The organism is Stenotrophomonas maltophilia, from assembly GCF_023518235.1.
GTDB lineage: Bacteria > Pseudomonadota > Gammaproteobacteria > Xanthomonadales > Xanthomonadaceae > Stenotrophomonas.
This window is the reverse complement of record NZ_CP090423.1, coordinates 4,569,114-4,593,702: the sequence shown is the minus strand read 5'-3', so window position 1 is coordinate 4,593,702 and position 24,589 is coordinate 4,569,114. Positions and strand designations below refer to the sequence as shown.

The following is a 24,589-nucleotide window of genomic DNA, read 5'->3' as shown; positions in this document are numbered from 1 at the left end:
CGGGCCCCGCCGACGGCGGGGCGTGAAGGCGCCCGGCTCAGTCGCGCGGGCGCGGCGGCACCGGCAGGTCATCCTGCAGGCGCGGCTCGAACGGGTAGAACGCAGCGCCTCCGGCGTGGGCCGGGAAGCTGGCGTTGAGCACGCCGCCTGCGGCCGGGGCCAGGCTGGAGCGCGGCCACGGCCGGGCCTGCAGCCCACTGACCTCACCGAACGGCAGGTTGCGGTTGGCATTGGCGGGCACGGTCGGGGTCAACGGCGCCTGCGCGGCGGCGATGGCGCGTTGCGGGGCGTCGTCGCGCTGGGCAGCACGGGCGGCCTGCTGGCTGCGGGTCGCACTGGCCCGACGGGTCTCCTGGCGGCGGCTGGCAGCGGCCATCGCCACGGCCGGCGCGGCTGCCACGGCCATCGCCGCGGTATCCACCGAGGCTTCGGTGACCGTGGCCGGGTTGCCCGGTGCCGGCGGCAGTTCGGCCTGGCTGGCGATCACCTGCGGTGCCAGCGGCTCGCCGGGGGGGGCTTCGCTGAGCTTCTCGGCGCCCATGAACAGGGCCACCGCGGCCACCGATGCCGCCAACGCGGCACCGCCGCCCCAAGCCCGCCAGCCACTGCGGCGCACCTGCCGGCGCGGCTCGGCCTGCGGTGCGGGTTCGCTGGCAATGGCGGCGGCGACGGCAGCACTGAAGCCGGCGGGCGCCAGTAGCGAGGCCTGGCCGCGCATCACATCGCCCAGCAGTTGCCAGCGTTCCTGGCAGCCGGCCAGCTCGGGGTCGTGTTCCATCCGGCGCAGCAGGAAGCGCGCTTCATCGGCGCCCAGCTCGCCATCGACCAGGGCCGACAGCTGCTCGCGGTGGCGCTGGTCCAGACGCTGCCCGGCCGGTGATTGATGGTTCTGCGATTCGTTGAACGGTTTGCTGGTCATACGCGGCTCTTCTCACGGGTGGCGCTGCCGATGTCCAACAGCGGCCGGAGTTCGGTGTCGATCGCCTCGCGCGCCCGGAAGATCCGTGAACGCACGGTGCCGATCGGGCACCCCATCTTCTGCGCGATATCCTCGTAGCTCAGGCCTTCCACCTCGCGCAGGGTGATCGCTGACCGGAGTTCTTCCGGCAGCGCGTTGACGGCTTTCATCACCGTCTGTTCCAGCTCCTGGCGCATCAACTCGCGTTCGGGCGTGTCGGTGTCGCGCAGGCGCGTACCGCTGTCGAACTGTTCGGCATCACCGATGTCGATGTCATCGGTCGGCGGCCGTCGATTGTGTGAAGCCAGGTAGTTTTTGGCGGTATTCACGGCGATTCGATGCAACCAGGTTGAGAACTGGGCGTCGCCACGGAAACTTCCGATCGCGCGGTAGGCGCGGATGAAAGTGTCCTGGGCAACGTCCTGACATTCACTCCAGTCGGCGATGTAGCGACCGACAAGGGCCACCACGCGATGCTGGTACTTGCGCACCAGGACATCGAACGCGGCGCTCTCGCCGTGCTGCACGCGCCGGACCAGCTCCAGGTCCAGCTCCTGTGGTGTATCAACCTCGGCCATGAGGGGCCGCACTCCTGTCAGCCCAACCGACGTCGGGCAATGAGACTGCCAATCCCGGGAAAAGTTCAGTCGCCGATCACCTGGCGCCGCACCAGCTTTTAACCACCGTTCCGTTAGCGTCCCGGTCCACGGCCATGGATCCGGGGGCGCCACTCCCCTGCTATTGGGATTTGACGCGGGGGAAACAACCTCTGGATCATAGCTGCTTCTCCATACACAACCGGATGGAACGTCCATGCTCTCAGGCTTCGATGGTCTCCGCTTCAGCCACTGGCACCCCGAGATCCGCGACGACGGCGTGGTGGTTCTCTCCCTGGATCGTCAGGACAGCAGCGTCAACGCGATGTCGCAGGATGTGCTGCTGGAACTGGGGGACCTGCTGGAACGCATCGCGCTGGACCCGCCCAGGGGCGTGGTGATCCAGTCGCTGAAGAAGGCCGGCTTCATTGCCGGCGCCGACCTGAAGGAGTTCCAGGAGTTCGACCGCCGCGGTACCGTCAACGACGCCATCCGCCGTGGCCAGTCCACCTATCAGAAGCTGGCCGAGCTGCCCTGCCCCACCGTGGCGGCCATCCACGGCCACTGCCTGGGCGGCGGCACCGAGCTGGCGCTGGCCTGCCGCTACCGCGTGGCTTCCAATGACAGCAGCACCCGCATCGGCCTGCCGGAGACCCAGCTGGGCATCTTCCCGGGCTGGGGCGGCAGCGCGCGCCTGCCGCAGCTGGTGGGCGCCCCGGCGGCGATGGACATGATGCTGACCGGCCGCACCCTCTCCGCTTCGGCGGCGCGTGGCATCGGCCTGGTGGACAAGGTGGTGGCACCGGCGGTGGTGCTCGACACCGCCGTGGCACTGGCCCTGTCCGGCACCACCCGCCCGTTCAAGCAACGCGCAACGGCCTGGGCGACCAACACCTGGCTGGCGCGCACGCTGTTGGCGCCGCAGATGGTCAAGCAGGTGGCGCGCAAGGCCAAGAAGGACCAGTACCCGGCGCCGTACGCACTGATCAGCACCTGGCAGCGCAGCGGCGGCAAGCCGATCCAGGCCCGCCTGGATGCCGAGCGGCGTGCGGTGGTGAAGCTGGCCAGCACGCCGACCGCACGCAACCTGATCCGCATCTTCTTCCTCACCGAGCGCCTGAAGGGCCTGGGCGGCGGTGACTCGGGCATCCGCCACGTGCACGTGGTCGGCGCCGGCGTGATGGGTGGCGACATCGCCGCCTGGGCCGCCTACAAGGGCTTCGAGGTGACCCTGCAGGACCGCGAGCAGCGCTTCATCGACCCGGCCTTGGAACGCGCGCAGGCGCTGTTCGCCAAGAAGGTGCGCGACGAGAGCAAGCGCCCGGCGGTGGCCGCACGCCTGCGTGCCGACCTGGAAGGCAACGGCGTGGCCGAGGCCGACCTGGTGATCGAAGCGATCATCGAGAACCCGGAAGCCAAGCGTGCGCTGTACCAGACGCTGGAACCGAAGATGAAGGTGGACGCACTGCTGACGACCAACACCTCGTCGATTCCGCTGGTGGAACTGCGTGACCACATCCAGCGCCCGGCGCAGTTCGCCGGCCTGCACTACTTCAACCCGGTGGCACAGATGCCGCTGGTGGAAATCATCCACCACGACGGCATGGCGCCGGAGACCGAGCGCCGCCTGGCCGCGTTCTGCAAGGCACTGGGCAAGTTCCCGGTTCCAGTGGCGGGCAGCCCGGGCTTCCTGGTCAACCGCGTGCTGTTCCCATACATGCTGGAGGCCGCCACCGCCTATGCCGAAGGCATTCCGGGCCCGGTGATCGACAAGGCGGCGGTGAAGTTCGGCATGCCGATGGGGCCGATTGAACTGATCGATACCGTGGGCCTGGACGTGGCCGCCGGCGTCGGCCGCGAGCTGGCGCCGTTCCTGGGCCTGCAGATTCCGGCCGCGCTGCAGACGGTGGAACCGGACAAGCGCGGCAAGAAGGATGGCCAGGGCATCTACACCTGGGAGAACGGCAAGCCGAAGAAGCCGGACGTGGCCCGCGATTACCAGGCCCCGGCCGACCTGGAGGATCGTCTGATCCTGCCGCTGCTGAACGAAGCGGTGGCCTGCCTGCACGAAGGCGTGGTGGCCGATGCGGACCTGCTGGATGCCGGCGTGATCTTCGGCACCGGCTTTGCCCCGTTCCGTGGCGGCCCGATCCAGCACATCCGTGCGGTCGGTGCCGACGCCATCGTCGAACGATTGAAGGCACTGCAGCAGCGCCACGGCGACCGCTTCGCCCCGCGCCCGGGCTGGGACAACCCGGCCCTGCGCGAACCGGTGGTGTGAGTTTGTCGGCCGGGCCTGCGGCCCGGCACCCGCAGAGGCAACTGCCGAAGCAAAAGCCAGAGCCAGAGCCAGAGCCGGAGCAACAGCCGGCTCTGGCTTTTCTGTTTGTTGGGCGGGGCGGTGTCGGGTTGCGGGGACGCCGTAAACCCGTCCTTGGGGGCTTGGCAGCCGCATCCATGCCGCGGACACCCCGCAACCCGACACCGCCCCGCCCCTGACAGCTTCCCGGTGACGGTGGGTGAACGGCGATGACTGGCAGGTGTCGACCTTGGTCGACACGCTTGATCCACGCCATGCGTGGATGCGAGCGAAGCGACCGGCGTTTGATTTTGATTTTGATTTTCTTCTCCGTGGCTGGATGCACACGGAAACCGTCAGAGGCCGGGCGGGTGGGTTGCGCAGGACCGTTGGCGCCATGGATGGCGCCATCGAGCCCCCATGGATGGGTTTACGGCGTGTCCTGCGCAATCCACCCGCCCGGCCAAGCGCGGCTTTCCGCTTTACGCGACCAACCAACCAACAGCCACGAGGGGCTGCGCCGTTGGCTGGAACAACCTGTTACCCATACGGGGCATGTCCCCGTCACAGCTGCATGCGATGCTGATCGCCTGATCCCTGCCAGCGAGAACGCCCGCATGACCACCATCATCGCCCCGCGCGTGCACGACATCGGCGGCCTGGAAGTCCGTCGCGCCGTCCCTACCCTGCAGGCCCGCAGCATCGGCTCGTTCGTGTTCGTCGACCAGATGGGCCCGGCCCTGATGCACCCCGGTACGGCCATCGACGTGCGCCCGCATCCGCATATCGGCCTGGCCACCGTCACCTACCTGTGGTCCGGTGCGATCGGCCACCGCGATACGCTCGGCTCGGACCAGGTGATCCGCCCCGGCGATGTGAACTGGATGACCGCCGGCCGTGGCATCGCCCATTCCGAGCGCACCCCGCAGCCGGACCGCGACCATGACAACCCGATCCACGGCATGCAGACCTGGGTGGCGCTGCCGAAATCGCACGAGGAAATCGAACCGGCGTTCTACCACCACGCCGCCGCCACCCTGCCCGAGCAGCGCCGCAATGGCGCATGGCTGCGGGTGATCGCCGGCCGTGCCTATGGCGAGGAATCGCCGGTGAAGGTGTTCGCCGACACCCTCAACGTGGCGATCGACCTCGACCCGGATGCGGAGATCGACATCGACAACGGTCATCGCGAGCGTGCGCTGTACATCCTCGAAGGCCAGGCGCAGCTGGATGGCGTGGATGTGCCCGCCCAGCATCTGATCATTCCCGAAGCCGGCGCGGTCGGCCGCCTGCGCGCGAAGACGCCGGTGAAGGCGATGCTGTTCGGCGGCGAGCCGCTGGATGGCCCGCGTCACCTGTGGTGGAACTTCGTGTCCAGCTCGAAAGAGCGCATCGAGCAGGCCAAGCACGACTGGGAAGCCGGCCGCTTCGGCACCATCCCCGGCGACGACAAGGAGTTCATCCCGCTGCCGCAGTACTGAACATCGCGTGTTGCACACATCCGAAGGTGTATCCCTGCACCCGGCGTTGACGCTACAGTCACCCGCTGATCACTGAAATGTGACATAAATCACACTTTCACCGTCAAAGGAGTGCAACACATGAGCATGGGTAAACGCTTGTCCGCCGAGTTCCTCGGCACGTTCTGGCTGGTTCTGGGCGGTTGTGGCAGCGCGGTGCTGGCCGCCAAGTTCGGCGGTGACAGCAATCCCCTGGGTATTGGTTTTCTCGGCGTGGCGCTGGCCTTCGGTCTGACCGTGGTCACCGGCGCCTACGCGTTCGGCCATATCTCCGGCGCCCACTTCAACCCGGCGGTCAGCGTCGGCCTGTGGGCCGGCGGCCGTTTCCCGACCAAGGACCTGGTGCCGTACATCATTGCCCAGGTCGCCGGCGGCCTGCTGGCCGGCTTCATCCTGCTGCAGATCGCGTCGGGGGCCAGTGGTTTTGCCATCGACGGCAGCCAGGCCGGCGCGTTCGCCAGCAACGGCTATGGCGCCCTGTCGCCCGGTGGCTACAGCGTGGCCGCGGCCTTCCTGTGCGAAGTGGTGCTGACCGCGGTGTTCCTGATCGTGATCATGGGCGCTACCCATGGCAAGGCGCCGGCGGGCTTCGCACCGCTGGCCATCGGCCTGTCGCTGACACTGATCCACCTGATCAGCATCCCGGTGACCAACACCTCGGTGAACCCGGCCCGCTCCACCGCCGTGGCCTTCTTCGCCGGCAGCGGCGCGGTCAGCCAGCTGTGGCTGTTCTGGGTCGCCCCGCTGCTGGGCGGCGCGATCGGCGGCATCATCTACAAGTGGATCGGCAACGACCGCTGATCTGCAACCTGACCATTGCGGCCGACCTCGGCCGCAATGGTTACGTCTGTAACCGCGAATTGTGCGATCGCTCACGTTCCGTTAAGGTTGAGTTGACCGTCCGTGCACATGCCGGGCGGGGCGGCATCCGGGGATGGGATGCCATGGCCGCCGGTCTCAGGGGGCCGAGCCAACCTACTCGTCACCTTGGGGGATGCATGAAGTTCGTGCCTGTCGTGTTGTCGAGCCTGCTGTTCGCTGCGGCCCAGGCCGCCGCCCAGGCGCCCACCGAATGCCCTTCGCTGCCGGCCAGCAGCGGCCTGCAATGGCAGCAGCAGGCGCAGGCCGATTTCCTGGTCTGCCGCGCCGCCACCGCAGAGGGCCGTGAAGTGCTGAGCCTGATGCTCAGTTCACGTGACCCGGCCATTCCACTGAACCGTTCGCTGCGCCAGGAAAAAGGCAGCTTCGGCGGTGAATCGCTGTACTGGTATCAGCCCGATCTGGGCGGCCAGCAGCCGCCCGGCTACGCCGAGCGCCGCATCAGCGTGGTCAAGCTCGACAAAGGGCGTTACGCGCAGATTTCGCTGTATCCGGACAGCGCGCAGGAACTGGGCTCGCTGCAGCAGCTGGCGCAGGGCATGAGCCTGACCCCGTCGGCCGTGGCCGCCGGTCGCTGAAGGTGGCGGGGATGACTGCCTGGCAGCGTCCCCGCAGCCTCCAACCCGCGGGACGTCCGCCGGGCATAGCCCGGCGCTACCGGTTTCTTTCGCCGGGCATGGCCCGGCGCAATCCCTCAGAATCTGCCTTCCTGGAAATCAACGAAGGCCTGCATCAGTTCCTGCCGCGTGTTCATCACGAACGGACCGTGCCGCATCACCGGCTCGCGCAACGGACGGCCAGCCACCAGGATCAGCCTCGCGCCGTCGCTGCCGGCCGACAGATGCAGCTGCTCGCCGCCGCCGAGCACCGCCAGCTCCTGGCGGGCGACATCACGCGCGGCATCCTGCTCACCCACCGTCAGTGCCCCTTCGAACACATAGGCGAACGCGTTGTGGCCGTCCGGCAACGGGTACGTCCAGGCGCGATCGGGCGCCAGCGTGATGTCCAGGTACAACGGATCGGTGGCCGGCTGCACGATCGGCCCACGGGTGCCGTCGACCGTGCCGGCGATCTCCTTCACTTCCACGCCGGTTTCCGGCCGTACCACCGGAATGCGCTCGGGCGCGAATTCCTGGTACTTCGGGTCGGTCATCTTTTCCTTCGCCGGCAGGTTCACCCACAGCTGGAAACCGCGCATCTGCCCGCTTTCCTGCTCGGGCATCTCCGAATGCACCAGGCCGCGGCCGGCGGTCATCCACTGCACGCTGCCCGGAGTCAACAGCCCTTCGTTGCCGTGGTTGTCGCGATGGCGCATGCGCCCGTCGAGCATGTAGGTGACTGTCTCAAAGCCCCGGTGCGGATGTTCCGGGAAGCCGGCGATGTAGTCCTCGGCGCGGTCGGTGCCGAACTCGTCGAGCAGCAGGAACGGGTCCAGGTCGGGCAGCGACGGGCCGCCGATGACACGGGTCAGGCGCACGCCGGCACCGTCGGAGGTGGGCATGCCACGGATGGTGCGCAGCACGCGCGCCGGTTCGGGAAGGCTCATGGCGACTCCTGTTGGATGGATGCCAGTGAAGATGGACGCCATACCGCGTCTGGCCAATGGACGGCGCCGCAACCGATTGTTCCATTGCCGGTGTTCGCCGCGCGTCATGTCCGGCGCACGCAGGGCGCACGCCCGCACCGGCGCACACATCCACGCAACCTGCGTACGACCAAAGTACTACCGCAGAATGGTCCCGTGCACATTGACCCTGCCAGGGGCACGCGGGACTCTTTGCCTGTCTTTCCGGGAGAGAGCACCTCATGAAAGGGTTTTCCAAAATAGGCTGGGCCGCACTCGCGCTGCTCGGCGCGTTCTGTCTGGGCACCGTGGCCCTGCGCCGTGGCGAACACATCAATGCGCTGTGGATCGTCGTCGCCGCGGTGTCGTTGTATCTGGTGGCCTACCGCTTCTACAGCCTGTTCATCGCCAACAAGGTGATGCAGCTCGATCCGACCCGGGCCACCCCGGCGGTGATCAACAATGATGGCCTGGACTACGTGCCCACCAACAAGCACGTGCTGTTCGGCCACCACTTCGCCGCCATCGCCGGCGCTGGCCCGCTGGTCGGGCCGGTGCTGGCCGCGCAGATGGGCTACCTGCCCGGCCTGCTGTGGCTGGTGGTGGGCGTGGTGCTGGCCGGTGCGGTGCAGGACTTCGTGGTCCTGTTCCTGTCCAGCCGCCGCAACGGCCGCTCGCTGGGTGACCTGGTGCGCGAGGAGATGGGCCAGGTGCCCGGAACGATCGCATTGTTCGGCGCATTCCTGATCATGATCATCATCCTGGCGGTGCTGGCGATGGTGGTGGTCAAGGCGCTGGCCGAAAGCCCGTGGGGCATGTTCACGGTGATCGCGACGATGCCCATCGCGATCCTGATGGGCGTGTACATGCGTTACATCCGCCCCGGCAAGATCGGCGAGATCTCGGTGGTCGGCCTGATCCTGCTGCTGGCTGCGATCTGGTACGGCGGCAAGGTCGCCGCCGATCCGGTGTGGGGCCCGGCGTTCACCTTCACCGGCACCCAGATCACCTGGATGCTGATCGGCTACGGCTTCGTCGCCTCGGTGCTGCCGGTGTGGCTGCTGCTGGCCCCGCGCGACTACCTGTCGACCTTCCTGAAGATCGGCACCATCATCGCCCTGGCCATCGGCATCCTGGTGGTGATGCCGGAACTGAAGATGCCGGCACTGACCCAGTTCGCCGCCAGTGGCGATGGCCCGGTGTGGAAAGGCGGCATGTTCCCGTTCCTGTTCATCACCATCGCCTGTGGTGCGGTGTCGGGTTTCCACGCATTGATTTCCTCGGGCACCACGCCCAAGTTGCTGGCCAATGAAGCGCACATGCGCTACATCGGCTACGGCGGCATGCTGATGGAATCGTTCGTGGCGGTGATGGCACTGGTGGCGGCCTCGATCATCGATCCGGGCATCTACTTCGCGATGAACAGCCCGGCAGCGGTGATCGGTGCCGATGCCGCATCGGCCGCGCACTACATCACCAACACCTGGGGCTTCACCATCACCCCCGAGCAGTTGACTGCAACGGCAGCGGCGATTGGTGAACCGACCATCCTGCATCGTGCCGGTGGTGCGCCCACGCTGGCGGTCGGCATCGCGCAGATCCTGCATGAAGCGATTCCCAGTGGCAGCGACGCGATGATGGCATTCTGGTACCACTTCGCGATCCTGTTCGAAGCGCTGTTCATCCTGACCGCGGTGGATGCCGGCACCCGCGCTGGCCGCTTCATGCTGCAGGACCTGCTGGGCAACTTCGTGCCGGCCCTGAAGAAGACCGAATCGTGGACGGCCAACATCATCGGCACGGCCGGCTGCGTGGCCTTGTGGGGCTACCTGCTGTACACCGGCGTGGTCGATCCGTTCGGTGGCATCCAGACGCTGTGGCCGCTGTTCGGCATTTCCAACCAGATGCTGGCCGGTATCGCGCTGATGCTCGGTACCGTGGTGCTGTTCAAGATGAAGCGTGACCGCTACGCGTGGGTGACTGCCGTGCCGGCCGTGTGGCTGCTGATCTGCACCACGTATGCGGGCTTCATCAAGATCTTCGACAGCAACCCGGCGCAGGGTTTCCTGGCACAGGCGCACAAGTTCCAGGCCGCCATCGCCAGCGACACCATCACCGCGCCGGCCAAGTCGGTGGCACAGATGCAGCAGATCGTGGTCAACGCCTACGTCAACACCGGCCTGACCGCGCTGTTCCTGCTGGTGGTGGCCTCGGTGCTGGTGTATGCAATCAAGACCATCCTGGCCGCTCGCCGCAACCCGCAGCGCAGCGACCGCGAGACCCCGTACGTGGCGCTGAAGCCGCATGAAATGGTGGATCTGTGATGAGTACGCAACTGGTTCCCGTTGGGCAGTACCAGGCGCACCGCCGTATCTGGCGGCGCCTGGTGCAGACCGCACGGCTGTGCTGTGGCATTCCTGATTACGACAACTATGTCCGGCACATGCTGGAGAAGCATCCGGATCAGGAGCCGATGGACTACAAGACGTTCTTCCGCGAGCGCCAGGAAGCGCGCTACGGCGGACGCAACGGCGGCCGCTGCTGTTGAGGTTCTGTGTGGGTGCCGGGCTTGCAGCCCGGCGCCCGCAGAGGCCGGAGCAACTGCAACTGCGGGAGCGTCTGCTCTGGCTTTCTGTGGGTTTGGCGGGGCGGTGTGGGCTTGCAGGACACGCCGTAAACCCCTCCATGGGGGCTCGATGGCGCCATCCATGGCGCCAACGGTCCTGCAAGCCCACACCGCCCCACCTTCGACAGATTGCCGGTGACGGCGACACACATGCGGGGTCAGATCCATTTTCCGAAGGAAAACGGATCTGACCCCATTCTGTTTATCGATATCTGACAGAAAAATCGTGTCGACCAAGGTCGACACCTACCCAAAGCCGCGCGTACCAGCAGTCGCCGTTACCCACAGCCGCGTGAACCTGTCGAAGGCGGGGTGGGTCCGGTTGCGGGGGCGTGAGCCGCATGGATGCGGCGACCGAGGCTACATGGACGTACTTGCGCCGTCCCCCGCAACCGGACCCACCCCGCCATCCCGCGGAATGCCGCTCTGATCTTGCTTCGGCTTCGGCTTCAGCCTCTGCAGGTGCAGGGCTGCAAGCCCTGCTGACCTACTCCACCAGTGTGATCGGCGTCAGCGTGACCCTGGCGTTGTTCGCCGCGCCCATGCGATCGGTGTACGCCTGGCCGCGCTGCACCAGATAGAAGCTGTCCACGTAATCAATGTCATTGGAGAACCACGATGTCGGCATCGCCTTCAGAATCGCACCGGCGATATCGGCGATGACCGCGTACTCCGGTGCGAACGCGCCCAGTGCCGCCTTCACACCATTGCTCAGCGCCACCAGCAGGTCCTGATAGTTGGTGTCACCGTCATCCTCGAACAGCTGAACATTGGCAGCGTTGAAGCGGTAGTTGCCCCACAGGATCAGCGCCTGCTGCGGGGTGTAATCGGTCTTGTCGTAGTCCAGGTAGGGCATGTCGACGGTGGCCATCTCCGGTTCGGCCTTGCCGATCTGCAGTCCGGACACCACCGCGAACACCTCGGCCGCACCCAATGCCCACGGCTCCTGGTCATCGGCCAGTCGAATGCGGTCCAGACGGGTGATATCCAGCGACGCACGCGCGCCATCGGCCGAAAGCTGGATCCGCTCGGGCGACTGCAGGCCGCGTGCACGCAACCCGGCGTTGACCAGCGCCATGCCCTCGCGCACCGAACGACGGGTATCGACATCGACGATCAGCACCGGGAATGAGGGCGCATGCTTCGCATCCAGCACATGCGCGCGGCCCTGGGCGTCGTAGGCCGTCAACGTGGTCCAGTGGCGGTCATCACCGCGCGGCAGGCTGGCCACCCACAACTGGCGCGGAGCGGGATCGGCCAATGATTGGCCTTCAGGTACGTAGGCACGCAGCTGCAGCAGGCCCTCGCCCTGCTCCGGCAGGCCCTTGGCCTGGCGCAGCCGTTGATCGTTGCTGGCCAAGGCAGCACTGGCCCGGGTACGCGCCCCCGGGTCGAAGCGCTCGATCACCGCCTCCAGCGCCACCTCGTGCCCGGGCGATGCTGCCAGCGTGCGTTGCACGGCTTCGGCGAAGCCCGGCTGCGCGATCAGCACCGCCACCTCGCGCGCACTGGCCTCGGTCACGGCCTGCACCTGGTCAGCCCGCGCGGCGACACCGCCCTGTGCAGCCGCAGCCGCGCTGACCAGCAGCAGTGCCAGCAGTGCAGCCCCTCGAATCAACGGTTGTTGCCTCATCCCAGCCCCCAGGCCAACGTCGCTGCGGATGAGCGACAGGAGCTGCCTACGCTACGACGCGGAAACCATACGATCCGGTATGTACCGCACAGTTCCACCTGCGGCCGGCAAAAAAAAGAGCCGAGCGTGGGCTCGGCTCTACACGGACTGCGATTCCGCGAAGGCGACGGCCTCAGGCGCCGGCCATCCACTTCAGGATCAGGCCGGTGACATAGGCCAGCCCGGTGCCGGTGGCATAGCCCACTGTGCCGAGCAGTACGCCCACCGGCGCCAGCGTCGGATGGAACGCCGCCGCCACCACCGGTGCCGACGCCGCCGCACCGATGTTGCCCTGCGAACCGATCGCGAAGAAGAACAGCGGCGCACGCAGCAGCTTGGCGACGATCCACAGCACCAGCACGTGGGTGGCCATCCAGATCGCACCGAGCAGGAACAGCCACGGCCGATCCAGCAGCGACAACAGATTCATCTGCATGCCGATGCAGGCGATCAGGAAGTACAGGAACACCGTGCCCAGCCGCGAGGCACCGGCCGCTTCCAGCCGGCGCGCGCGGGTGAAGCTCAGGCCCAGGCCCATCGCGGTGGACAGCAGGATCACCCACACGAACTGGCTGTCCAGGCTGAACTGGCTGGCCCAGCTGATGTTGGCCTTGAACCAGCCCGACAGCGGCGCGGCGATCGCATGCGCCAGACCGACACCGCCCAGGGCCACGCCGACGATCACCATCAGGTCGGTCATGCTGGGGATGCGTGCGTTCTGCGCCTCGTAGGCACTGATGCGCGCCTTCATCTCGTCGATGGCACGGGTGTCGGCCCCGTTGCGGGTATCGATCTGCTGCGCGCGGTTGGCCAGGAACAGCAGGATCGCCATCCACAGGCTGGCGCAGGCCACATCGACCACGGCGAACTGGCCGAAGGTGGTCGCATCGGTACCGAACACTTCGCGCATCGCGACCATGTTGGCGCCACCCCCGATCCAGCTGCCGGCCAATGCGGCCATGCCGGCCCAGGTGTCACCGGCCACGGTTTCCGGGTGGATCAGCTTCATCAGCTGGAACGAGACAATGGCGCCGAGCATGATGCCGGCGGTACCGGCGCAGAACACGATCAGCAGCTTCGGGCCGAGCTTGATGACCCCTTTGAGGTCGATCGACAGGGTCAGCAGGACCAGCGCGGCCGGCAGCAGCACGTCGCGTGCAACCGGGTTGTAGAGCGAGGTGTTGTGGCCATCGATGACACCGGCGGTGTTGTAGATGGCTGGGATGAAGTAGCACAGCAGCAGCGCCGGCACCCAGGCAAAGATCTTCTTCAGCAAGGGGGTCGGGCCACTGGCGGCCCAGAAGATCAGGGCCAAGGTGGCGGCAATCAGGCCCAGGCCAACGATGTCGTTGCTGATCAGGGCGGTAGCGGGTTCGGTCGGCATGGGATCCTCTGTCGATCGAAAGAGCGGAGAAAAAAAAGCGCCGCTTAAAGCGGCGCATCCCGAGATTAACATTGTCTTCACGCCGGGTCATGCTGCAGTGCCGGCTGTCCTTCCTGGAGCCCGTCCCATGCAGCTTGGTGCCTTCTCGGTCAGTCTCTCGGTCAAGGACCTCCAGGCCTCCCGTGACTTCTACGAAGCCCTCGGGTTTTCGGTGACCGGTGGCGAGCCGGCACAGAACTGGCTGGTGATGCGCAACAACGGCATCGTCATCGGCCTGTTCCAGGGCATGTTTGAAGGCAACCTTCTGACCTTCAACCCGGGCTGGGACCAGCACAAGCAGGAACTGCCCCAGTTCCAGGACGTGCGTGAGCTGCAGGCCGAACTCGATGCCCGGGGCATCGAGCTGGCGGTGCGCACCGACCCTGACGGCCACAGCCCCGGGTATGTGCAGCTGGCCGATCCGGATGGCAATGTGATCCTGATCGACCAGCATGTGGCACGACCCAACGGGCAGTGACGCGTTCGGCATGCCAAGCAAGCTGGCCATCTACCGGTAGGCGTCGACCTTGGTCGACGGGCAGCGTTCCAGGCAGGGGTGGCGGCCGGATCAGGCCGGTCGTGAAGCACCGAAGTCGAGGGTAACGCGCGTGCCGCGCGGCTCGCAGGGATCCAGCTGCAGGGTCCAGCCCAGGTGTTCGCACAGCCGCGCGATCAGGTCCAGGCCGATGCCGCCGCCACGGTCGGCGCGCTCGCCGCGGGCCATCCGCGCGTGGATTGCGGCGATCTCCTCCGGGCTCATGCCATGCCCAGGATCCTGCAGGGTCAGCACCGCCGACGCGCTCAGCCGCAGTTCGATATGGCCACGCCCGCTGTTCTCGATGGCATTGCGCAGCAGGTTGCCGATGGCCGCCTGCACCACCGCCAGCGGTGCGACGATATCCACCGGCGCGGCGTGGATGCCGATGCTCAGGTCCTTGTCGCCGAGCAGGTGGCGATGGTCGTCGACGATCTCCGGCAGCAGCTGGTCCAGTGCGATGCGCTCGGCGCGTGCGGCCAGCCGCGCCGGATCACGTGCCAGCACCAGCAGCAGCTCGATCAGCTGCTCCACGTTCTGCGCGGTACGCAGCACCCGCTGCACCTGCTGGCGCGCGCGCTCGGGCAGGCCCGGCTGTTCCAGTGCCAGCTCGGCCGCACCGGTCATCACCGCGATCGGCGTACGCAGTTCGTGACTGGCGGTGCTGATGAACACCCGCTCGCGCTCGACAAACTGCTCGTTGCGATCCAGATAGTCGTTCAGCGCATCGGCGATGGTATGCAGCTCGGAACTGCCACGCGGATCGACCTCGATGCGCTGCCCCTGCACGCCGGGGCGCAGCGCCCCAATGCGCTGTGCCAGCAGGCTCAACGGGCGCACCATGCGTTCCATGCCGAAGGACGCCATCAGCACGGTGACGAAGATCATGATCACCCCGGCCAGCATCACCCAGCGCGTGGCAAACTGCTCCAGATCATGGAAGTCGGAGATGTCCAGCGCCAGCGCGACGCGGCCCATGGACCGGGTCTCGCGCACCATCACCGCCGTCTCCCGTCCCTTGATCATCACCCCGTCATGCAGCCCCGGGTGCAGCGTGCGCAGGCTGTCAGGCAGATTGACTGCATCGAAGCGGTACAGGCTGAGCGTGTCCGAATCCTGCCAGCGGTAGTGCGGCTCGTGTTCGACGTGCTCAACGATGCTGTCCAGCTCGGAATTGAGCAGCGCGCGCCAGGCGGCGTGTTCGGCGTGCTCGTGCACATAGTTGCCGACACTGAACACGGCCAGCGAAATCAGCGCCAGGTAGCCCAGCAACCACCACACCACGCGCCGATACAGCGGCCCCGGCTTACGCGCCTTCATCATCGTCCTTGCCGGCACCGCCGGGGGTGGCCTCGGCCAGGCGATAGCCGACCCGCGGCAGGGTATGGATCAGCTTTTCGCCGAACGGACCGTCGACACTGCGGCGCAGCTCGTAGACATGCGAACGCAGCAGATCGCCGTCCGGCGGTTCGTCGCCCCACAGGGCGAATTCCAGCTGCTGGCGGGTGACCGCGCCGGGGCTGGCGCGCATCAGCACTTCCAGCAACTTGCGGCAGGCCGGGTACAGGTGCAGCACCTGGCCGCCCCGCTGGGCTTCCAGGGTTGCCAGGTCCAGCACCAGGTCGCCCACCTGCAGGCGCTTGCGCGGGTTGCGGCCCTGCGCGCGCAACAGCAGCGCCTCCAGCCGCACTTCCAGTTCCGGCAGGGCGAACGGCTTGGTCAGATAGTCATCGGCGCCGGCGCGGAAACCGGCGATCTTGTCCGGCAGTTCGTCGCGCGCGGTGAGCATGATCACCGGCACCTCCGAGGCATGCTCGGCGCGCAGCCGGCGCAGCACCTCCGGGCCCTCCATGCGCGGCAGCATCCAGTCCAGGATCACCGCATCGTATGGATGACTGCCGGCCAGGTGCAGGCCGGTGATGCCATCCGGGGCCACGTCCAGCACATGCCCGCGCGACTCGAAATAGTCGAACAGGTTGGCCACCAGCTGGCGGTTGTCCTCGATCACCAACAGACGCATGCACGAAACATCCACGGAAGTTCGTACCATGGTAGCGCTGCGCATGTCGGAATGCGGTCGCCCTGCGCCGGTTCCGACGCCTTTCCTACCCCTGCCACGTCAGAGTGGCCGTTTTGCTCCCGGAGCCTGCCGTGCCCGTAGCCCTGCCCCACCGCTGGCGCCTGCCCCTGTTGTGGCTGCTGATCATCGCTGCGTTGGCAGCCGGTATCGGCCTGCGCCAACCGCAGCCGCCGGACGAGCCGCGTTTCGTGCTGGCCGCCCGCACCATGGTCGAAAGCGGGCAATGGCTGCTGCCGCACCGGGGCATCGAGCTGTATGCGGAGAAGCCGCCGGTGTTCATGTGGCTGCAGGCCGCCGCCTACGAGGTGGTGGGCAGCTGGCAATGGTCGTTCCTGCTGCCCTCGCTGCTGGGCGCCCTGCTCAGCCTGTGGCTGGTATCGGACCTGGCGCGCCGGCTGTGGTCGCCACGACACGCGGTCTATGCCCTGGCCGCACTGTTCTGCACCCTGCAGTTCGGGCTGATGGCCAAGCGTGCGCAGATCGACATGGTGCTGGTGGGCATGACCACCGTGGCCCTGTGGGGACTGTTGCGACACCTGTGCGAGCGTCGCAACCTGCCGGCCCTGTGGTTGGCCGGCTTCGCCGCCGGCCTCGGCACGGTCACCAAGGGCGTGGGCTTCCTGCCGCTGCTGATGGTGCTGCCCTGGTTCGGCTGGTGGCTGTACCAGCGCCGTCGCGGCTACACGGTGGCGGGCCCGCATCCAGCCACCCTGTTGTGGCTGATCCCGGCCTTCCTGCTCGGCGTAGGTGTGTGGCTGGCGCCGCTGGGCTGGGCCCTGCTGCACTCGCCCAGCGCCGAACTGCAGGCCTACGCGCATGAACTGCTGTTCAAGCAGACCGGCACCCGTTATGCCAACGCCTGGCATCACCGGCAACCGGTCTGGTACTACCTGCAGGTGGTCCTCACGCTGTGGCTGCCGGGCAGCCTGCTGCTGCCGATGCTGTTCAGGCCCTGGTGGCGCCGCCTGCGCCGTGGCGACCGCCGCCAGTGGCTGCTGCTGGGCTGGGCGCTGCTGGTGCTGGTGTTCTTCAGCGCCAGCCCGGGCAAGCGCGAGGTGTACCTGCTGCCGATGCTGCCGGCGATGGCGTTGGCCGTGGCGCCGCTGCTGCCCGGACTGCTGCGCCGGCTGTGCGTACGCCGCTACCTGTTCGGCTACAGCGTGATGCTGATGCTGGCCACCGGCACACTGGGCGTGATGCTGTTGACCGAGCACCCCTGGGCGCTGGCGCAGCTGGAGCGGCGGGCGATGCCTGACACGCTGCTGCCGGTGCTGGGCGATGGGCTGCTGACCTTCGCCATCGCCCTGGCCACCCTGATCGTCTGGCTGCGGGTGCGTCGTGCGGCGACGCTGGTGCTGCTGACCCACGGCCTGCTGTGGATGCTCTACGGCCTGGTGCTGATCCCGGCGCTGGACCCCTATGCCTCGGCCTCGGCGTTGATGCGCCGGGTCGGTGCGCGGATCGGCCCGGACGCCGAGCTGGCGCTGGTCGCCTGGCGTGAGCAGAACCTGCTGCAGGCCGACCGCCCGGCACGCGAGTTCGGTTTCAAGCGGCCCTGGGCCGAGCAATGGCACGACGCCGGCCCGTGGCTGGCCGAGGCGCCTGACAAGCGCTGGCTGCTGGTGCTGGACGAGGCAATGAGCCCCTGCGTGGATCCGACCAAGGTGATCGATATCGGTGTTGCCAACAGGAATCGTTGGCAACTGCTTCCCGGTACGGCCTGGGACGCGCAGTGCCACGCCGAACGGGCCGGTGCGAACGCCGAAGAAGACTGAACGTTGGCACGCGCCGGGCAATCCTTAACCCGGCGCGAACGCGTGTCCGACCCTTCTCCGACATGCCGGTGACGAGCATGGGCGCGGATTCCCGAACCGCCCCTGCCCAGCATGCCCGTCCGTCCCATTGATTCGGTAGCGCCACTTGCAACATCGCCACTGGCGTCAAAATTTGCCGTAACTCACCTCTGGCTGCCTGTCGCGATCGCCCTGCCGGTGTTCACCCTGCTGATGGGTTTCGGCGGCGACCAATGGGTGGCCGATCACCTGTTCCGCCTCGAAGGGGGCCGCTGGGCGCTGCAGGATGCGTGGCTCACCCGCACGGTGGTGCACAAGGCCGGCAAGTGGCTCAGCACCGCCGCCGCACTGGTGGCGATCCTGCTGTGCTTCCATCACTGGCGGAAGGGGCGCGATCCCACGCTGCGCTGGGCGCTGCTTTATGTCGTGATTGCCATGGCCCTGGGCACCGGCGTGATCTCCCTGCTGAAGTCGCTGGTGCCGATGGAATGCCCCTGGGACCTGCTGCGCTACGGCGGGCATCAGCCTTTCATCGGTCTGTTCACCGCACGTCCTGCCGGCATGCAGGCACAGGCCTGCTTCCCGGCCGGCCATGCCAGTGCCGGTTACGCCTGGCTCTGCCTGTACTTCTTCGCGCTGCTGTGGCGGCCGTCCTGGCGCTGGGTCGGGCTGTGTATCGGCCTGGGCACCGGCCTGGTGTTCGGCATCAGCCAGCAGCTGCGGGGCGCCCATTTCCTTTCGCATGACGTTGCCACCGTGTTGATATGTTGGCTGCTGTCGCTGGGCCTGTACCTGATCGTCAAACGCGTCCTGATCCACCGTCAGCCAGACCGTCCTCACCGCCAGGAGGCAAACGCATGAGTGCATCGGTCCAACGTCCCGCGCGTTTTCCTGCGCTGGCCAACCTCCGCCACTGGCGGCCGCAGTTGTCCACCGAAGCGCTGATCGCGCTGACCAGCCTGTTCTTTGCGGTGGCCGGCAACGGTCTGTTCTGGCACAGCGCGATGGCCAGCCATCCGGGCAGCCTGCGCTACGCGCTGTCGCTGCTGTTGCTGCTGCTGGGCGCGCACGGCGTGCTGCTCGGCATCCTGGTCTGGCGCTGGAATGCCAAGGTGGTGATCAGTCTGTTGCTGCTGGTGACCGCATTCGCTGCGCACTACATGAGCCGCTACCACATCTATCTGGATGCGGACATGCTGCGCAATGTGCTGGCGACCGACCCCAAGGAAAGCCGCGAGCTGATGACCGTGTCGCTGGTATGGCCGGTGCTGCTTGTGGCGGTACTGCCGATGGCGGTGCTGTGGCGGGTGCAGCTGCGCCGCCGCAGCTGGGGCCGTAGTCTGCTGTGGCGCCTCGGCTTCCTGGTGGTGGCCGCAGTAACCGCACTGGGGGGTGCGCTGATCTCGTTCCAGGACGTCTCGGCGCTGATGCGCAATCAGCGCGAAGTGCGTTATCTGGCTACACCGGCCAACGTGCTGCTGGGCATGCCGCGCGCACTGCGTGGCGACAACCCGGTGCAGCGCGCGCCGAAGCTCCCGATCGGCATCGATGCCAAGGCCACCCCGCGTGCGCCGGCCAGCAAGCCGCGCCTGCTGGTGATCGTGATGGGCGAGACCGTGCGTGCGCAGAACTGGGGCCTCAATGGCGGCCGCAACACCACGCCGGAGCTGGCCCAGGCCAGCGTGATCAATTTCCCGGACATGCATTCCTGCGGCACCAGCACCGAGGTCTCGCTGCCGTGCCTGTTCTCACCGTGGGGCCGCCACGACTACGACGAGAAGAAGATCCGTGCGCACCAGTCGCTGCTGCACGTACTGAACCGCGCCGGCATCGTGCCGCTGTGGCGTGACAACCAGTCCGGCTGCAAGGGCGTGTGCGAGAACCTGGATTTCCAGTCACTGTCCGATGCGACCACGCCGGGCCTGTGCGCGGACGGTCGTTGCATGGACGAGATCCTGCTGCAGGATCTGGCCACCCAGGTGCGCGCCCGGCCCGGTGACCGCGTGGTGGTGCTGCACCAGCTGGGCAACCACGGCCCGGCCTATTTCGAGCGCTATCCGGCTGCCTTCGCCCGCTTCAAGCCAACCTGCGACACCCGTGACATCGGCCGCTGCTCGCGCGAAGAGATCACCAACAGCTACGACAACGCGGTGCTGTATACCGATCACTTCCTGACCAAGACCATCGGCACGCTGCAGGGTATGCAGGATTACGACACGGCGATGATCTACCTGTCCGACCACGGCGAGTCGCTGGGCGAGAAGGGCCTGTTCCTGCACGGTGTGCCGTATGCGATCGCCCCGGCCGAGCAGACCCGGGTGCCGATGACGATGTGGTTCTCGCCGGGCTTCGCCAGCAGTCGCGGGCTGGATCTGCAGTGCGTGCGCAAGCGCTCGGCGGCGTATACCGACCACGACAACCTGTTCCCGTCGGTGCTGGGGCTGATGGAGGTGAAGACGGCGCTGTACGAACGCGACCGCGACGTGTTCGCCAACTGCGAGCGTTGAGGGTTGTTCGGCAGGGCTTGCAGCCCTGCACCTGCAGAGGCAACGGCCGAAGCAACGGCCGAAGCAACAGCAGAAGCTGGCTTCCTGTGGGTAGACGGGGTGGGTCCGGTGGCGGGAGACGCCGTAAACCCATCCATGGGGGCTTGGCCGCGGCATCCATGCCGCGGACACTCCCGCCACCGGACCCACCCCGCCTTCGACGGTTTTCCGCGAGCGGTTGGAATGACCTTGGGGTCAGATCCGTTTTCCGGAGGAAAACGGATCTGACCCCATTTTGATTGTCGATACCTGACAGATGTGTCGACCAAGGTCGACACCTACCCACAGCACACGGAATCTGTCGGAGGTGGGGCGGTGTGGGTTTGCAGGACCGTTGGCGCCATGGGCCCGAGGCATGCCTCGGGCGGGTTGGGCAGGACGCCCCAACCCCGGTCTTGCCGTGTGCGCAGGACAGCGCACACGAGCAAGGCGCCATCGAGCCCCCATGGATGGGTTTACGGCGTGTCCTGCAAGCCCACACCGCCCCGCCATCCCACGGATAGCCCGCTGTTGCTGTTGCTTCGGCCTTTGCCCTTGCTTGAAGGCCTCTGCGGGTGCCGGGCGCGGCCCGGCCGACTTCCGCCACTTGCGGTGGCAGCGCCTGCCCACTAGCCTTCGGCCGTCGTTCACCACCCAAGGATCGCCCGTGAAACACCGTCATCTCCTGCTGGCCTCGGCAATCGCCGCCGCCACGCTGGCCCTGGCCGCCTGCAAGAAGGAACCCAGCCCAGGCACCGACACCGCCAGCAGCAGCACCCCGGCCGGCGAAACCGCCGACCAGTTCGTGGCCCGCATCAATGCCGAATTCAAGGCCGCCTACCCGGAGATGACCTCGGCCCAGTGGCTGTCCTCCACCTACATCAACAGTGATTCGGAACGCATCGCGGCCAAGGCCAACGAGCGCTCGCTGACCCAGCTCAACAGCTGGATCGAACAGGCCGCCAGGTTCGATGGCAAGCCGATGAGCGAGGACAGCAAGCGAGCGATCCACCTGCTGAAGCTGATGTCCTCGATGCCGGCGCCGCGCGACCCGGCCAAGCTGGCCCAGCTGACCCAGATCGCCACCCGCATGGAAGGCAGCTACGGTGCCGGCAAGTACTGCACCGACGCCAACGATCCGAGCTCCTGCCGACAGCTGGGCGAACTGGAGCAGGTGCTGGCGCGCAGCCGCGACTACGACAAGCAGCTCGATGCCTGGCAGGGCTGGCACAGCACCACCAAGAGCATGCGCGGCGACTACCAGACCTTCGTCAGCCTGGTGAACGAAGGCGCCAAGGGCATGGGCTTCACCGATGCCGGGCAGATGTGGCGCAGTGGCTACGACATGCCGCCGGAGCAGATCGGTCCGGAAACCGACCGCCTGTGGGATCAGGTCAAGCCGATGTACGAGCAGCTGCACTGCTACGCACGCGGCAAGCTGGACAAGACCTACGGCAAGGACAAGGCCGAAGTGGGCAACGGCCTGATCGCCGCGCACCTGCTCGGCAACATGTGGCAGCAGGACTGGTCGAACCTGTGGGACCAGCTGGAACCGTACCCGGGTGCCGGCAGCCTGGACATCACCGCCGCACTTGAGAAGCAGTACCAGACCAACTTGAGCGCCGCGCTGGCCAAGGCCGGCAAGGACGCCAACGTCGCCGCGCAGTACAAGGCGCAGCGCGAGGCCGAACTGCGTACCGCCAAGCAGATGACCGAGCGCGCGCAGGACTTCTACGTGTCGCTGGGCATGCCGTCGCTGCCGCAGTCGTACTGGGACAAGACCCAGTTCATCAAGCCCGATGACCGCGACGTGGTCTGCCACGCCAGCGCCTGGGACATGAACATGGAAGGCGACGTGCGCACCAAGATGTGCATCAAGCCGAACGAAGAAAACTTCACCACCATCTACCACGAGCTGGGCCACATCTATTACGACCTGGCCTACAACCCGCTGCCGCCGCTGTTCCAGGGCGGTGCCAACGATGGCTTCCACGAAGCGATCGGCGACACCATCGTGCTGGCGATGACGCCCAAGTACCTCAGCTCGATCGGTCTGGTCGACGCACCGACCGAAAGCCGTGAGGCGGTGATCAACAACCAGATGCGCATGGCGCTGTCGGGCGTGTCGTTCCTGCCGTTCGGGCTGATGATCGATCGCTGGCGCTGGGGCGTGTTCGACGGTTCGATCACCGCCGACAACTACAACAAGGCCTGGTGGGACCTGAAGGCCAAGTACCAGGGCGTGGCCCCGGCCAGCACCCGTGGCGAAGAATTCTTCGACCCGGGCGCGAAGTACCACGTGCCGGGCAACACCCCGTACACCCGCTACTTCCTGGCGCGCATCCTGCAGTTCCAGTTCTACAAGGGCCTGTGCGACGCGTCCGGCTACAAGGGCCCGCTGCATGAGTGCACCTTCTACGGCAACAAGGAAGCCGGCCAGAAGTACTGGGCGATGCTGAGCAAGGGTGCCAGCCAGCCGTGGCAGGCGACGCTGAAGGAACTGACCGGCACCGACAAGCTCGATGCCGGCCCGATGATCGAGTACTTCACCCCGGTCAATGAGTGGCTGAAGCAGCAGAACGAAGGCCAGATGTGCGGCTGGCAGGCCAACGCGGCGCCGGCGGCGAAATGAAAGAAGGGGCGGATCCGCAAGGATCCGCCCCTTTCCGATAGTGCCGGCCGCTGGCCGGCACTACCGCGAGGTGGATCAGCTGTTCTTCTTCGCCCCCATCGCCGCGGCCAGCTCGGCCTTGAATTCCTCGAAGGTCTGGCCCTTCTCCTTGGCTTCGGCCTGTGCGGCATCGCGCAACGCGTCCGAATACATCAGGCGCACCGGCGTGCCATTGCGTTCGTGCAGCTCACCGGCCTGCATGATCAGCGCCAGTACCTGCGCAGCGCTCCCGCTGTGGCCGGCAATGCGCCCATCCATTCCCAGCACCCATTCACCGTCGCGGCGCACGACACCGGCCAGCAGGGTGCGCTGCGCGTCGCGCAGTTCGGCATGCGGTTCAACCGGCGACGCCTGCGCAGCGGCCTTGTTGGCGGCCTGCTTTTCCTGGCGACGGCGTTGGTCGCGGCGGGTCTTGGAGCTGGTGGACATGGTGCGGTACCGCTGCGAAAGGGGGGCGCAAGGATAGCGCACCCCGCCCGCCACGCCGCTTCACACCCCTCAGTCCAGCACTTTGCCGTGCCGCCAATAGCCCATGAAGGTGATCGCACGACGGTCCAGGCCGCAGTCGCGGACCAGATGGCGACGGATCGCCATCACCGCCCCGGCCTCGCCTGCCACCCAGGCATACAGCGGCCCGGCGACGCTGGCATCAGCCTGCTCCCACAGGATCTGCGCGTCGACATCGATCTCCTCCAGTTGGTCATCGGCGGACACCGCCGAGGCCGCCGCCAGCCGCGCCTGCACCGCCTGCAACAGCGGCTGACCGTGGGCCGCCTGACCACGCGGCAACCAGACCAGCTCGGCCGTGGCCGGCGCCTTCAACGGCACCGCATCGCCGGCCTGGGCGACCTCCAGCAGCGCCAGCGTGCGCGGCGGATCGGCCAGCGCGGCCAGTTCCTCGAGGATGCCGGCCACTGCCGGCAGCGCGGTTTCATCGGCCACCAGCAGCACTTGGCCGACACCGGCCGGCGGCTTCCATTCCCAGCCTTCGCTGCTTTCGGCGCAATCGGCATCGGGCGCCAGCAGCACCACGCGGTCGCCTGGCCGCGCATGAATGGCCCAGCGCGAGGCCGGCCCGGTCTCGCCATGAATGACGAAATCGACGTCGACCTCGCCCTGCTCGGCGCGCAGCTGGCGGATGGTGTAGGTGCGCATCGGCGGGCGCTGGTCGTCCGGCAGGGCCCGATAGCGCGGGTACCAGTCTTCGCCGCTGGGCACCTGCGGTACGTCCTGGCCGGGCAAGGGGAAGAACACCTTGATGCGCTGGTCCGGGCCTTCGGTCTTCATCCGCGCCACGTCGGCACCGGTGAACACCATGCGGTCCAGGGAAGGGGAAAGAACGCGGCGCTCCTTCAGCGCCACCTCGAACAGGCGGTAGGTCTGCTGCGCAGCCATGGGGGAACCTCATGCGACGACATCGGATCGGCTGGCGGTCGTGCACCCACGCA

Annotated in this window: 20 protein-coding genes; 11 read left to right on the top strand and 9 right to left on the bottom strand. The window is 67.0% G+C overall.

Annotated features, from left to right (window positions below; genetic code table 11):
* Positions 1–37 precede the first annotated feature (37 nt).
* Together LZ605_RS21270 and rpoE are read right to left on the bottom strand one after the other, a co-directional pair.
* Positions 38–919, bottom strand: a complete 882-nt coding sequence (locus LZ605_RS21270) for a sigma-E factor negative regulatory protein (RefSeq protein WP_249843233.1) — start codon at positions 917–919, stop codon at positions 38–40.
* Positions 916–1,536: an RNA polymerase sigma factor RpoE gene (gene rpoE, locus LZ605_RS21265; protein ID WP_005418256.1), complete on the bottom strand. Its 621-nt coding sequence runs from the start codon at positions 1,534–1,536 to the stop codon at positions 916–918. The genes LZ605_RS21270 and rpoE overlap by 4 nt, the downstream gene beginning before the upstream one ends.
* Before the next feature lie 235 nt (positions 1,537–1,771).
* Between rpoE and LZ605_RS21260 the strand changes: the two genes are divergently transcribed.
* From LZ605_RS21260 to LZ605_RS21245, 4 genes are all read left to right on the top strand, one after another.
* Entirely contained in the window at positions 1,772–3,835 is a 2,064-nt protein-coding gene (locus LZ605_RS21260) for a 3-hydroxyacyl-CoA dehydrogenase NAD-binding domain-containing protein (protein ID WP_249843232.1), read from the top strand.
* Positions 3,836–4,470: 635 nt separating this feature from the next.
* Positions 4,471–5,334: a pirin family protein gene (locus LZ605_RS21255; protein ID WP_249843231.1), complete on the top strand. Its 864-nt coding sequence runs from the start codon at positions 4,471–4,473 to the stop codon at positions 5,332–5,334.
* 120 nt (positions 5,335–5,454) lie between these two features.
* Complete coding sequence (aqpZ, locus tag LZ605_RS21250; RefSeq protein WP_317657649.1) at positions 5,455–6,174, top strand: aquaporin Z; 720 nt, start codon at positions 5,455–5,457, stop codon at positions 6,172–6,174.
* Positions 6,175–6,371: 197 nt separating this feature from the next.
* Positions 6,372–6,830: a hypothetical protein gene (locus tag LZ605_RS21245; protein ID WP_249843230.1), complete on the top strand. Its 459-nt coding sequence runs from the start codon at positions 6,372–6,374 to the stop codon at positions 6,828–6,830.
* Between the two features lie 116 nt (positions 6,831–6,946).
* Here LZ605_RS21245 and LZ605_RS21240 read toward each other — a convergent pair whose 3' ends face one another.
* On the bottom strand, positions 6,947–7,798 hold the full coding sequence (locus LZ605_RS21240; RefSeq protein ID WP_249843229.1) for a pirin family protein: 852 nt from the start codon (positions 7,796–7,798) through the stop codon (positions 6,947–6,949).
* 260 nt (positions 7,799–8,058) lie between these two features.
* On the opposite strand from LZ605_RS21240, the gene LZ605_RS21235 reads away from it, so the two are divergent.
* Both LZ605_RS21235 and LZ605_RS21230 read left to right on the top strand, forming a co-directional pair.
* On the top strand, positions 8,059–10,140 hold the full coding sequence (locus tag LZ605_RS21235) for a carbon starvation CstA family protein (protein ID WP_249843228.1): 2,082 nt from the start codon (positions 8,059–8,061) through the stop codon (positions 10,138–10,140).
* Positions 10,140–10,364 (top strand): YbdD/YjiX family protein, encoded by a 225-nt coding sequence (locus tag LZ605_RS21230; RefSeq protein ID WP_049467479.1) that lies wholly within the window; start codon positions 10,140–10,142, stop codon positions 10,362–10,364. Before LZ605_RS21235 ends, LZ605_RS21230 begins: the two co-directional genes overlap by 1 nt.
* A gap of 565 nt (positions 10,365–10,929) precedes the next feature.
* On the opposite strand, the gene LZ605_RS21225 is transcribed toward LZ605_RS21230, so the two are convergent.
* Positions 10,930–12,075 carry a DUF3103 family protein gene (locus LZ605_RS21225; protein ID WP_249843227.1) on the bottom strand — a complete coding sequence of 382 codons (1,146 nt, stop codon included), beginning with the start codon at positions 12,073–12,075 and terminating at the stop codon, positions 10,930–10,932.
* A gap of 172 nt (positions 12,076–12,247) precedes the next feature.
* Positions 12,248–13,498, bottom strand: a complete 1,251-nt coding sequence (locus LZ605_RS21220) for a DUF819 domain-containing protein (RefSeq protein WP_249843226.1) — start codon at positions 13,496–13,498, stop codon at positions 12,248–12,250.
* A 127-nt stretch (positions 13,499–13,625) separates the two neighbouring features.
* Between LZ605_RS21220 and LZ605_RS21215 the strand changes: the two genes are divergently transcribed.
* Positions 13,626–14,015: a VOC family protein gene (locus tag LZ605_RS21215; RefSeq protein ID WP_249843225.1), complete on the top strand. Its 390-nt coding sequence runs from the start codon at positions 13,626–13,628 to the stop codon at positions 14,013–14,015.
* A gap of 90 nt (positions 14,016–14,105) precedes the next feature.
* On the opposite strand, the gene LZ605_RS21210 is transcribed toward LZ605_RS21215, so the two are convergent.
* Positions 14,106–15,392 (bottom strand): sensor histidine kinase, encoded by a 1,287-nt coding sequence (locus LZ605_RS21210; protein WP_249843224.1) that lies wholly within the window; start codon positions 15,390–15,392, stop codon positions 14,106–14,108.
* Positions 15,379–16,092: a response regulator transcription factor gene (locus LZ605_RS21205; RefSeq protein WP_249843223.1), complete on the bottom strand. Its 714-nt coding sequence runs from the start codon at positions 16,090–16,092 to the stop codon at positions 15,379–15,381. Before LZ605_RS21205 ends, LZ605_RS21210 begins: the two co-directional genes overlap by 14 nt.
* 131 nt (positions 16,093–16,223) lie before the next feature.
* On the opposite strand from LZ605_RS21205, the gene LZ605_RS21200 reads away from it, so the two are divergent.
* The 4 genes from LZ605_RS21200 (at position 16,224) to LZ605_RS21185 (ending at position 23,102) form a co-directional block, all read left to right on the top strand.
* Positions 16,224–17,927, top strand: coding sequence for an ArnT family glycosyltransferase (locus LZ605_RS21200; protein WP_249843222.1), 1,704 nt, complete (start codon positions 16,224–16,226; stop codon positions 17,925–17,927).
* 111 nt (positions 17,928–18,038) lie between these two features.
* The gene (locus LZ605_RS21195) at positions 18,039–18,806 is read left to right on the top strand and encodes a phosphatase PAP2 family protein (RefSeq protein WP_249843221.1); all 768 of its coding nucleotides are present in this window, start codon (positions 18,039–18,041) and stop codon (positions 18,804–18,806) included.
* Entirely contained in the window at positions 18,803–20,452 is a 1,650-nt protein-coding gene (locus LZ605_RS21190) for a phosphoethanolamine transferase (RefSeq protein ID WP_249843220.1), read from the top strand. The genes LZ605_RS21195 and LZ605_RS21190 overlap by 4 nt, the downstream gene beginning before the upstream one ends.
* A gap of 685 nt (positions 20,453–21,137) precedes the next feature.
* On the top strand, positions 21,138–23,102 hold the full coding sequence (locus LZ605_RS21185) for a M2 family metallopeptidase (RefSeq protein WP_249843219.1): 1,965 nt from the start codon (positions 21,138–21,140) through the stop codon (positions 23,100–23,102).
* A 75-nt stretch (positions 23,103–23,177) separates the two neighbouring features.
* Here LZ605_RS21185 and LZ605_RS21180 read toward each other — a convergent pair whose 3' ends face one another.
* Both LZ605_RS21180 and LZ605_RS21175 read right to left on the bottom strand, forming a co-directional pair.
* A complete protein-coding gene (locus LZ605_RS21180) occupies positions 23,178–23,570 on the bottom strand; it encodes a hypothetical protein (RefSeq protein ID WP_249843218.1) in 393 nt (130 codons plus the stop codon).
* A gap of 69 nt (positions 23,571–23,639) precedes the next feature.
* Entirely contained in the window at positions 23,640–24,536 is an 897-nt protein-coding gene (locus LZ605_RS21175) for a siderophore-interacting protein (RefSeq protein WP_249843217.1), read from the bottom strand.
* Positions 24,537–24,589 lie beyond the last annotated feature (53 nt).